The sequence below is a fragment of the Streptomyces tremellae genome (assembly GCF_039540215.1).
GTDB classification, from domain to species: domain Bacteria; phylum Actinomycetota; class Actinomycetes; order Streptomycetales; family Streptomycetaceae; genus Streptomyces; species Streptomyces tremellae.
In genome coordinates this window covers 1-10,384 of the sequence record NZ_BAABEP010000107.1, presented here as the reverse complement: position 1 = coordinate 10,384, position 10,384 = coordinate 1, and the positions used below count along the sequence as shown (strand labels likewise).

Genomic DNA, 10,384 nt, shown 5'->3' with positions numbered 1-10,384 from the left:
CCGCCGCACGCAGCGCCTCCTGATCCGGATACGACGGCTGCTGCGCAGCGGGGAGGGAACTCCATGCCTCTCGGCGAACGGAGGCAGGTGTCTCAGTCGTCATGGACCCACCGTAGCCGCCGCCTCGTCCGCGTCGGCGGCGCGAGAGGCGGCCCGCACGGCACATACGGCCGGAAAGGCCGGTGCGGCGGGGTTGACGGAGATCATGCCATACGCATGTGCGGCGCAATTCGGACAATGGGCCACGCGCGGCCGGATTGGTTGGTTCGGGCAACGGTCGGGTGAGCTCTTCCTTATTTGCCCTCCTCTCTGTGAATGGAGAATGAACGGTTCCGGTCGCTGTGCGGGATTCGCGCCATGATCGGTTTTTTTCGGCCGCCCCGCGTGACCGGCGCGATCTCCGCGCCGACCGGGCCCACGGCTGTTTTCCGGTCACCTTCGATTACTCGTGTGTGATGCGCGGCACAGTCTGTTGCGCATCGTGGCGCGTTCCGTAGGATTGCTCTCAGTCATCACGCAAATACGCCCCGTCGGAGCCTTTCTGATCTATGGGTGGCAGGGTGGTGGTCGTTCGGTGGGAGAGGTGTGCATCGTGACAGAGGAAAACCCTGGCGCTTCCGCGATAGCGGCGCATCGCGAAGAAATCGACGAGCTTGATCTGCGCATCATCGAACTGCTGGAACAGCGGTCTCAGATTTCCCGGAGAATTCAGTCCTTACGGGTGGGCCAGGGAGGCACGAGGACGGTCTTATCCCGGGAAATGACGGTGCTTGAGCAGTACACGGCCCGGCTCGGACGGCCGGGCGCCGCCATCGCGATGAGCGTGCTGGAGTTCTGCCGCGGTGTCCGGCCGGGCGACGGGAGCCGGCGGAGCGAGTCGCCCGACACCCCCGCCGTCACGGCGACGTGACGCCCCTGCCGCTCACCCCGCCCGCGCGTCCGCGGCTGGGTGACATCTCCTTCCTCAACTGCGCTCCGCTCCGCTGGGCGCTCGCGGACGGCGGCGCGCGTGAGGACTTCGGCGTCCTGTCGGCCCCTCCGGAGGCCCTGGCCCGCGAACTGACGCGCGGCACTCTTGACGTGAGCCCCGTGAGCCTCGTGCAGTACCTCAGGAACACGGACCGCCTGATGCTCCTCCCGGGGCCCGTCATCGGCAGCGACGGGCCCGTGCTCTCGTGCCATCTGGTGACGCGGGGCGCGTCCCCGGCCGAACTGGACGGCGCCACGGTCGCGCTCTCCACCACCAGTCGCAGCACCGTGCTGCTCGTACGCATGCTCCTTGAGGACTTCGTGGGCGTCAGGCCCCGGTACGTGGCGCACCGTCAGGACCTGGACGCCATGCTGGCCGCCGCGGACGCGGCCGTCCTCATAGGCGACGACGCCCTGCGGCTGACCGTGGCGAAGCGGCCCGGCCTCGCCCTGCACGACGCCGGGCAGCTCTGGCGGCGCTGCACGGGGCTGCCCATGGTCTTCGCCGTCTGGGCCGTGCGCAGGCAGTACGCGCAGGAGCGGCAGCCACAGGTGCGCGCGGTGCACGAGGCCCTGGCCGCGGCGGTCGACCGGGCGCGTCTGGCGCCCCTCGCGGTCGCGGCAGCGGCCCACCGGGAGTCGCTCGGCTCGCCCGCGGGCCCGGTCCCCTTCGATGTCCTGCTGCGCTACTACCGGGCGATCGACTACACGTTCGGGAAACGGCAGCTCGAAGCGATCAGGGAGTTCTCCCGCAGGGCCGCGGCGCACGGCGAGGTGCCGGCGGGACTCGAACCCGAGTTCGCGCCGGGCCTCGCGCCCGGTGAAACAGGCACGCCACCACCTCCCCGGCCCCCGGCCACTCGTCAGGAGAAGGAAAATGATCAGGCACATCGTACTGTTCAAATTCAAGGACGGGATCACGTGGGAAACGCCCGCGGCGCAGGAGGCGGAGCGTGTCTGCCGGCAAGTGGGAGCCGAGGTTCCGGAACTGCGTGAGTGGACCGTGGGCAGGAATGTGTCGTCACGGCCCATCGCCTATGATCTCGCTGTCATCGGTCTCGTGGACGACGAGGACGCCCTCGAACGCTACCTCGTTGATCCTTTCCACCAGAAAGCCATAGCGATCTGGAGGGAGATCAGTGACTGGGTCATCGCAGATATCGAAGAGTAAGTAGGAGACCATGTCGTTCAGTAATGCAGACAAGTGCACCTTCGTGGTCGACGGGGACATCGCGACCGGGCTCGCCATGAATGCCGTGGCCGCCCTTTCGCTCTCCGTCGGACATCTCACCGAGGGAATCATCGGTGAAGACGTGAAGGATGCCGACGGGGTTTCCCACCACGGAATCACCAGCATCCCGCTGCCGATCCTCCGCGGAGACCGGGCTGCGCTGCGCGACATCGTGCTGAAATCCGCCGAGTTCCCTGACGTCCTGGTCGTCGACTTCACCGAGGTCGCCCAGTCGTCACGGAGCTACGACGAGTACACGGACCGAACGAGCCGTGTCACCGCCGCAGAGCTGCCGTACATCGCCATCGCCGTGTGCGGCGGCAAGTCGGCAGTGAACAAGCTGACCGGCAGTCTGCCGCTGTATCGCTGACCACCCCTCGGGTTCACCCCCCCGGGTTCCGGTGGCGGACGTCCTCCGCCGCCGGAGCCCGGTAGGGGGGTGTGCGGGGGCGCGGCGTGGACCACCGGCTCGTCGAGCATTCAGGAGTAACGGTGTTCACTGTCTTCAACGAGGAAATCGCCCGCGTCGCACGGGACATACGCGACCGGCACTACGCATATGTCCGGGGCGAGATGCCAGAAGCGGACCTCGCGGCCTGGCAACTCTCCCAATTCCGCAGCACCGTCGCCTACGTGAAGGACAACTCCCCGTTCTACAAGCGGCACTTGGCCGACGTCGACCCCGCGTCGATCACGGCGCTGACGCCGCGGCAGCTCGCGTCCGTACCGTTCACGACCAAGGACGACCTGCGCAACGAGTTCGAGGCGGTGCTCTCCCAGCCGCTGAACAAGGCATGGATCTTCTACGAGACGACCGGGACGACCGGCCGGAGTACCCCGTGCCCGCGGGACAACGTGGACTCGCTGAACAACAACACCACGCTGACGGTCTACTACGAGACGATCTTCAAGCAATACGGTGAGAACCTCGTCGTCGGCGTCTCGGGCCCCACCGAACTGCACGCCTTCGGGGACACCTTCGGCGAGGTCTGCCGCAACCTGGGACACGCCGTCGCCAAGATGTGGCCGCACTCGCCCATGGTCGGCTACGACCGCGCCCTGAAGACCCTGCGCGAGTTGCCCGCGAACGCGCTGTTCAGCACGCCGGGTATGGCGCTCTCGCTGGCGAAGAAGGCCAGGGCGGCCGGTCTCGACCCGCGGCGCGACTTCCACCTCGACGTGATCATGTGCACCGGGGAGCTGGCCTCGCCGAGCCTCCTGGAGAACGTGGGCGCGGTGTGGGGCGCGCGCGCCTACAACGCGCTGTACGGGTCCCAGGAGTCCTCCGTGATGGGGGCGGCGGCCGCCGACGGCCTCCTGCACACCGCCCCCCTGCTCAACGTGTACGAGGTGATCGATCCCGTCACGGGCGGCGCGGTCGAGCCCGCGAGCGACGGCGTACTCCACGGTGAGCTGGTGCTCACCGCCCTCTACCAGGGCAGCAAGCCGCTGATCCGCTACCGCACGGGGGACCTGGTCAGGCTGACGCCGGCCGCCGCGGGCTCGCCGCTCCCCGCGCCCACGCTCGAAGTGCTGGGCCGCACCCGCGACGAACTGGTGATCGGCGGCAACCGCGTCAACGGCTACGACCTCGAAAACCTGCTGCTGGCCCATCCGCGGGGCTACCTCGACTACCAGATCGTGATCGACGAGGTGGAGGGCCGCGACACCCTGACCCTGCGCCTCGAAGTCCCCGAGGGCGATCCGGAGGTGCGCGTCGACGAGGAGTCCGTCGTCCGCGACTGCCGGGAGCGGCTGGGCGTCGAGGTCTCCTTCGCGTACGGGCCCCTCGGCCCCATCACCACGACCGGCGCGATGGTGAGCTGGAAGGCCGCGAGGATCGAGGACCGGCGGGGCTCCGCCCCCGACCACGAGCGGGCGGCCGCGCTCGCCCTGACCGCGGGACGGGCCCAGTGACCGGCGCGCCGGCCCACGACGGCCCCGGCGAGCGGCAGCCGCGGGGGCCGGCCGTCGCCGCCGTGGCCTACCACGACGGCGCCTTCGTGCCGCTGCGGGAGGCGCAGGTACCCGTGTCCACCCAGGCGCTGCAGTACGGCACGGGCGTCTTCGAGGGCATCAGGGCCTACGTCCAGCGCTCCACCGGCGAGCCGGCCGTGTTCCGGGCCAGGGAACACTACGAGCGCTTCCTGAGCGGCGCCCGCACCCTGCACATCGACATCGGTCTCGACGTGAAGGAGCTCGTCGAGCTGACCACGGAACTGCTGCGCCGCAGCGGCCTCTCCGAGGACACCTACATCCGCCCGCTGGCCTACAAGCGGTCCCTGATGCCGGGCACCCCGCCCGGTGTCCAGCTGCGCGGGGTGACCGACGCGCTGTCGGTCATCGCCTTCGCCATGGGCTCCTACACCGACCGCTCGGGGATACGCTGCGCGATCAGCTCGTGGCGCAGGCCGGGGGCCGACGTCCTGCCGGTGCGGGCCAAAGCCACGGGCGGGTACCTCAACAGCGCCCTGGCCGTGGACGAGGCCCGCGCGGGCGGCTACGACGACGCCATCCTGCTGAACGCCGCGGGGAACGTCGCGGAAGCGAGCACGTCCAACGTGTTCGCCGTCGTCCGTGACCGGCTGGTCACGCCGCCGGTCACGGCCGGCCTCCTGGAAGGCATCACCCGCGACACGGTGATCCGCCTCGCCGAGGACTTCGGCGTCCGCTGCGAGTTCGCCGACCTCGACCGCCACGACCTCTCCACCGCCGACGAGGTCTTCCTCACCGGAACCGGGTCCGAGGTCGTGCCGGTGACCGAGGTCGCGGGCCGCGCCGTCGGAGCCGGCGTTCCAGGCCCTCTCACCACGCGGCTTCTGGACGCCTACCAGAAGCTGGTCCGCGGGGACGACCCGCGGCACGCCGACTGGCTCCTGCCCGCCGGCTGAGTCGAGCCCGCGCCCGTACCGGGTCCACGCACCACGAACGGAGAGCATCCCCATGCCCGACACACTGCAACAGCACTGGATAGGCCCCGACGCCGAGAAGGGCACCGTCGCCTCCATCGCCACGCTGGGACCGAGGGGAACCAGCAGCGAGCAGGCGGCCTTATACCTGTGGGCCGACCGCGGGACCAGCGGTCCCGCCACCATAGAGCTCTACGACACCTACGAGCGGGCCGGCGCCGCGGTCTTCGACGGCACGGCCACCCACCTCCTGGTCGCCAACGCCTACGCACACGTCAACACGTTCTACATGTCGCCCAGGCTCCGGCTCGCGGGGGCCTTCGTCTTCGACACCCCCCAGTACGGCATCGCCGTGTCGCCCGGCCACGCCGTGGGCAGCAGACCCCGCATCGCCTCCCACCCCGCACCGGTCCCGCTGATCGAGGAGCTCATCCCCGAGGAGTACCGCGCGGCGGAACTCGTGCTCACCGACTCGACCAGCGCCGCGGCCGCGAAGGCACAGGCCCTCGACACCGACCTCGCCCTCACCACCGAGCCCGCCGCGAAGGCGAACCACCTGCAGTTCATCTCCCGTACCCGCCCCATCCGGATGCTCTGGTCCGTCTTCCAGCTCGGCACGAGCGACTGACCACCCGCGTGACGCCCCGCCGGGGCCGCGCAGGACCCGCGCGGCCCCGGCGGGCCCTCCGAACCACCCGCGCCTGTCACGAAGGAGCCTGCGCATGCTGCTGATAGACCGGGCAACCGTTCACAGCCTGTACCCCATGCACCACGCCGTCGAGGTGATGGCGGAAGCCCTGCGCCGCTACAGCGGCGGACTGACCGATCAGCCGCTGCGCACCATCCTGCGGCCCGCGGCGAGCGAGGACCTGCTCGGGACCATGCCCGGCCATGTCGGCGGCGACGATCTCGCGGGCTTCGGTCTCAAGGCGATGGTCCTCAAACCCGGCAACCCGGCACGCGGCCTCGACCTGCACATCGGGATCGTCATGGTCTTCGACCCCGAAACGGGAGAGCCGCTCGCACTCATGGACGCCGGCGCCGTCACGGCGATCCGTACGGCCGCAGTCTCCGCCGTCGCGACGGACACGCTCGCCCCGGCCGGCGCCGGCGACCTGGCGATCCTCGGTTCCGGGGTCCAGGCGCGCAGCCACCTCGAAGCCATGCGGACCGTGCGCGAGCTGCGCCGCGTCCGGGTGTGGAGCCGCACGCCGGGACACGCCGAGGCGTACCGCCAGTGGGCCGCGGCGGAACTCGGCCTCCGGGTGGAGGCGGCGCGGACACCGGCCGAGGCGGCCCGGGGCGCGGACCTCGTCTGCACCACGACCGCCGCGCGGGAGCCCCTTCTCGAAGCGGCCGACATCGCCGAGGGCGCGCACGTCAACGCCGTGGGGGCGTCGTTCGCCGACCACCGGGAGCTGTCGTCGGGGGCGGTCGCGCGAGCCGCGCTTTTCGTGGACAGCCGCGAGTCGGCCCTCGCCGAGTCCGGCGACCTGCACCACCCCGTCGCTGAGGGCCTGGTCTCGCGGGACCACATACTCGCCGAGCTGGGCGAGGTGCTGCTCGGCAAGCACCCGGGCCGCTCGGACGCCCGTCAGATCACCCTCTTCAAGTCCCTCGGGCTGGGCGTCCAGGACATCATGTCGGGCTTCGCCATCGCCAGGGCCGCCGAGAAGGCGCACCTGGGACACCGCTTCACCCTCGACTGAGGGCGACCCGCACGGCGCCGTGTGCCCCGCGGCGGTCAGACCGTGTCCGAGCAAGGCGGCGGCACAACCACCGCCGCGGAAGGATTTCCTCCATGAGCCGTTTCGCCTCATCACCGGCGCCCCGCACCGCTCTCGACGGCATCCCGGCCTACGTGCCCAAGCCGCCGCGGCCGCCGGCCCGTGGGACGTCGTACCGCCTCTTCCTCAACGAGAACCCGTTCCCGCCGCTGCCGTCGGTCCGGGAGGCGATCTCGCGCGCGTCCGACGGCAGCAACCACTACCCCGAGATCTTCCCCACCCGGCTGGCGGGGGCCCTGGCCGACAAGTACGACGTGCCCCTCGACCACGTCGTCACCGGGCCCGGCTCGGTCGGTATCTACCAGCAGATCGGCCAGGCGTTCCTCGCGCCGGGGGACGAAGTCGTCTACGCCTGGCCCTCGTTCGAGGCGTATCCCATCGTGACGCGGATGGCGGGTGCCAGACCGGTCGAGGTGCGCCTGCGCGACCACACCCACGATCTCGACGCACTCGCCGCTGCCGTCACACCGCGCACGCGTGCCGTCCTGCTCTGCGAGCCGAACAACCCGACCGGCACAGCGGTGGGCCGCGCCGCGGTCGAGGCGTTCCTCGACGACATCCCCGACGACGTGCTCGTCGTACTCGACGAGGCGTACGTCGAGTTCAGCGGTACCGCTGACGCCGTGGACGGTGTCGCCCTGCACCGGGAGCGCCCGAACCTCATCACCCTGAGGACCTTCTCCAAGGCGTACGGCCTGGCGGCCTGGCGGGTCGGCTACGGCTTCGCGAGCCCGGCCGTGGCCGAGGCGCTGCGCAAGTGCGCCGTGCCCTGCGGGGTCGGACGCATCGCGGAGGAGGCCGCGCTGTTCTCCCTGACCGTGGAGGACGAACTGCGGGCCAGGGTCGAGGAGATCACCAAGGAACGGGACCGCCTGCGCGACGCGCTGGTCGGCCAGGGCCTGCCCGTCGCGCAGAGCAGGACGAACTTCCTGTGGCTCCCGCTCGGCGCGGGCGCCGACGCCTTCGCGCGGGAACTGGAAACACACGGTCTGCTGACGCGGTCCTTCCCCGGCGACGGCGTACGCGTCACGGTGGGCGGCCGGGAGGCCAACGACCTGCTGCTGTCCGTCGCGCCCGCGGCGGCCCGGGTGCCTGACCCCTCCTGACGGCAGGCGGCCCCGCCTCAGGCGGGCGCGACGACCTTGCGGCTCATGTGCGAGTAGACGACCGAGGTCCGCACATCGGCCAGCTCCGTGCGCTTGGTCAGCTCGTCGAGCACCACGGAGTGCAGGTGCTCCGTGTCCCGGACGGCGACATGGATGAGGAAGTCGTCGCCGCCGGTCAGCACGAACACCGAGAGGACCTCGGGCATGGCCTCGACGAAGGCGCGGAACTCCTCGATCACCCGGCGGCTCGGCGGACGCACCCGCACCGCGATCACCGCCTGGAGCCCCCGGCCGAGGGAGGGCAGGTCGACCTCGGTCCTGAAGCCGAGAAGGACGCCCCGCGCCCGCAGCGAGCGCACGCGCTCCAGACAGGTGGACGGCGCGATGCCGAGCTCTCGTGCGAGATCGCGATTGCTGCGCCGACCATCTTCCTGGAGCAGCCGGACAAGCGCCGAATCTAGTTCGTCCACCCTGAGCCACCTCTTCCTGGGGCCGAATATAATTCGTTGACCCGTCCATGTTGCCGTTCAGCTGCTAGATTGCCAAGCATATGAGGGGGCAATTCGCGTTGATCGGATTGTTTTTCCGAACGGCGGTGCGTGGGAGAAGAGGGCGAAGGTGACGGAGAAGACGACTACCAGGCCGAGGGCGGCGACCACGGCCCCCGCCACTTCGGCGGAGCGGGCCGAGGCACCCGCCGCCCGGAGCGCACGGCGCACCAAGGTCCTCTCCATCGTCGCCGTCGTCGGTGCGGCCCTGCTGTGGAGCAGTTCCTACGCCGTGACGAAGGAAGTGCTTTCGGACGTCGGCCCGCTCACCATCGGGGCGCTCAGGTTCACCTTCGCCGCCCTCCTGCTCATCGCCATGACGCGCCTCGTGGCCAGGCGCCGTCCGATCGAGCGCCCGACGGGGCGGCAGCGCCTGCTGACCTGGCTCAGCGGACTGCTCGGCATCACGGTGTACTTCATCCTGGAGAACTTCGGCGTCGAACTGTCCACCGCCTCCGACGCCTCCCTCATCGTGGCCTCGTACCCGCTGATGACCATGCTGCTGGAACTGGCGATCTTCCGCATCCGCATGCCGGTGGCCAGGATCGTCGCCGTGCTGGTCGCGGCCGCGGGCGCGTACCTCGTCGTCCGCAACGGAGCGGCCGTGGGTGGCAGCCAGCGGTGGCTCGGCGACATCCTCCTGCTGTTCGGGGGGATGGTCTGGGCGCTCTACAACCTGGTGAGCAAGCTCGCCGGCGGCCGGGACGCCGTCAGCGTGACCTGCCACCAGATGACGGCCGGCGCGGCGGGCTTCCTGCTCGCGTCCCTCTTCGAGGCGTCCCACTGGTCGGTGCCGTCCCTGACCAGTTCCGCGCTTCTCGTCTACCTCGCCGTGGGCTGCTCGGTCGGAGGTTTCCTCCTCTACAACTACGGGCTCCAGGCGCTCAAGTCGTCCGTCGCCGTCAACATCCTCAACCTGGTGCCCGCGTTCGGGGTGCTGGGCGCCGTGCTCATCAACGGCGAGAGCGTCCAACTCACGCAGGCGACGGGCGGGATCGTGATCGTCGGGGGTGTCATGCTCGGCCTCGTCGACCGGGGCGGCGGCAGCCTGGAGCCGCCCGAGGAGCAGCGCTGAGCGGGTGCGCGGGGCCGGGCGGCCTCGTGCCCCCCGCGGTCCCGCATCACCGCCCGCGGGGCCGCGGGGGCGGAAAGCGGTGCGGAGGCACCCCCTGACATGGGGTAACCTATTGCCGCACGCGGGCGATTAGCTCAGTGGGAGAGCGCTTCGTTCACACCGAAGAGGTCACTGGTTCGAACCCAGTATCGCCCACCGCGTACGAAGCCCCCGGAGGCCCTCCGGGGGCTTCGCCGTGTGCGGGCAGCTCAGCGCATGCGGCCGAGCGCCGCGCGCAGCCTGCGGACGTCCCGCAGCCGGTGCTCGTACGTCGCGCCCGCCGCGAGCAGCAGCGCGCCCGCGAGCGCCATCGGCACCCAGCGCGGCACGAGGCCCGCCACCTGGACCACGTACGGCGCCAGCTCGTGCAGCGCGTCGAGCGCGAGCACCCCGCCGCCGACCGCGAGTGGCGCGAGCAGGCCGCGCCTGCCGCCCGCCAGGGTCGCCGCGAGCGCCGCGAGGCCGAGCAGCAGCGGACGGAGCCAGTGCGCGTCCAGCCAGGCCGCTCCCAGGCTCGGCACCAGCGCGAGCGCGAGCCCCGGGCCGTACGCCGCCCACGACGACGCCGCGGGGTCCGCGCGCCGCCGCACCGCGCCCACCGCGAGCAACGGCAGCGCCACCGGCGCCGTGTACGCCTCGGGGGCCGACGCGCCCGCCCGCGCGAGCCACACCCACACCGCCGCGACCAGCAGCCCGGCCGCCGTGTACGTGCCCGCCACA

The 10,384-nt window shown here is 70.9% G+C and carries 12 protein-coding genes and 1 tRNA gene; 11 read left to right on the top strand and 2 right to left on the bottom strand.

All coding sequences use genetic code 11. From position 1 onward, the window contains the following. Positions 1–592: 592 nt before the first annotated feature. The 9 genes from ABEA77_RS32930 to ABEA77_RS32890 all read left to right on the top strand — a co-directional run bounded on the left by ABEA77_RS32930 (position 593) and on the right by ABEA77_RS32890 (position 8,002). On the top strand, positions 593–910 hold the full coding sequence (locus tag ABEA77_RS32930) for a chorismate mutase (RefSeq protein ID WP_345655704.1): 318 nt from the start codon (positions 593–595) through the stop codon (positions 908–910). After that, the gene (locus tag ABEA77_RS32925) at positions 907–1,965 is read left to right on the top strand and encodes a menaquinone biosynthetic enzyme MqnA/MqnD family protein (RefSeq protein ID WP_345655702.1); all 1,059 of its coding nucleotides are present in this window, start codon (positions 907–909) and stop codon (positions 1,963–1,965) included. The genes ABEA77_RS32930 and ABEA77_RS32925 overlap by 4 nt, the downstream gene beginning before the upstream one ends. Then, complete coding sequence (locus ABEA77_RS32920) at positions 1,847–2,140, top strand: Dabb family protein (RefSeq protein WP_345655700.1); 294 nt, start codon at positions 1,847–1,849, stop codon at positions 2,138–2,140. Before ABEA77_RS32925 ends, ABEA77_RS32920 begins: the two co-directional genes overlap by 119 nt. A 10-nt stretch (positions 2,141–2,150) precedes the next feature. After that, complete coding sequence (locus ABEA77_RS32915; RefSeq protein WP_345655698.1) at positions 2,151–2,570, top strand: DUF2000 domain-containing protein; 420 nt, start codon at positions 2,151–2,153, stop codon at positions 2,568–2,570. 122 nt (positions 2,571–2,692) lie between these two features. After that, entirely contained in the window at positions 2,693–4,117 is a 1,425-nt protein-coding gene (locus ABEA77_RS32910; RefSeq protein ID WP_345655696.1) for a phenylacetate--CoA ligase family protein, read from the top strand. Then, positions 4,114–5,091: a branched-chain amino acid transaminase gene (locus ABEA77_RS32905; RefSeq protein ID WP_345655694.1), complete on the top strand. Its 978-nt coding sequence runs from the start codon at positions 4,114–4,116 to the stop codon at positions 5,089–5,091. Before ABEA77_RS32910 ends, ABEA77_RS32905 begins: the two co-directional genes overlap by 4 nt. Before the next feature lie 52 nt (positions 5,092–5,143). Next, entirely contained in the window at positions 5,144–5,737 is a 594-nt protein-coding gene (locus tag ABEA77_RS32900; protein ID WP_345655692.1) for a prephenate dehydratase domain-containing protein, read from the top strand. Positions 5,738–5,831: 94 nt separating this feature from the next. Next, complete coding sequence (locus tag ABEA77_RS32895; RefSeq protein WP_345655690.1) at positions 5,832–6,818, top strand: ornithine cyclodeaminase family protein; 987 nt, start codon at positions 5,832–5,834, stop codon at positions 6,816–6,818. Positions 6,819–6,910: 92 nt separating this feature from the next. Next, entirely contained in the window at positions 6,911–8,002 is a 1,092-nt protein-coding gene (locus ABEA77_RS32890) for a histidinol-phosphate transaminase (protein WP_345655688.1), read from the top strand. Between the two features lie 17 nt (positions 8,003–8,019). Here ABEA77_RS32890 and ABEA77_RS32885 read toward each other — a convergent pair whose 3' ends face one another. Continuing rightward, positions 8,020–8,472 carry an Lrp/AsnC family transcriptional regulator gene (locus tag ABEA77_RS32885; protein WP_345655686.1) on the bottom strand — a complete coding sequence of 151 codons (453 nt, stop codon included), beginning with the start codon at positions 8,470–8,472 and terminating at the stop codon, positions 8,020–8,022. Between the two features lie 148 nt (positions 8,473–8,620). On the opposite strand from ABEA77_RS32885, the gene ABEA77_RS32880 reads away from it, so the two are divergent. Both ABEA77_RS32880 and ABEA77_RS32875 read left to right on the top strand, forming a co-directional pair. Beyond that, positions 8,621–9,625, top strand: coding sequence for a DMT family transporter (locus tag ABEA77_RS32880; RefSeq protein WP_345655684.1), 1,005 nt, complete (start codon positions 8,621–8,623; stop codon positions 9,623–9,625). A 123-nt stretch (positions 9,626–9,748) separates the two neighbouring features. After that, positions 9,749–9,820: transfer RNA gene (locus ABEA77_RS32875), tRNA-Val, on the top strand. A 53-nt stretch (positions 9,821–9,873) separates the two neighbouring features. On the opposite strand, the gene ABEA77_RS32870 is transcribed toward ABEA77_RS32875, so the two are convergent. Then, positions 9,874–10,384, bottom strand: a 511-nt coding sequence (locus ABEA77_RS32870) for an SCO7613 C-terminal domain-containing membrane protein (RefSeq protein WP_425588444.1), incomplete at its 5' end; no start/stop codon positions are given.

Excerpts from the sequence above, each read along its gene's own strand:
- ABEA77_RS32920 (WP_345655700.1), top strand. The coding sequence starts at position 1,847 with ATGATCAGGCACATCGTACTGTTCAAATTCAAGGACGGGATCACGTGG.
- ABEA77_RS32915 (WP_345655698.1), top strand. The coding sequence starts at position 2,151 with ATGTCGTTCAGTAATGCAGACAAGTGCACCTTCGTGGTCGACGGGGAC.
- ABEA77_RS32900 (WP_345655692.1), top strand. The coding sequence starts at position 5,144 with ATGCCCGACACACTGCAACAGCACTGGATAGGCCCCGACGCCGAGAAG.
- ABEA77_RS32895 (WP_345655690.1), top strand. The coding sequence starts at position 5,832 with ATGCTGCTGATAGACCGGGCAACCGTTCACAGCCTGTACCCCATGCAC.
- ABEA77_RS32890 (WP_345655688.1), top strand. The coding sequence starts at position 6,911 with ATGAGCCGTTTCGCCTCATCACCGGCGCCCCGCACCGCTCTCGACGGC.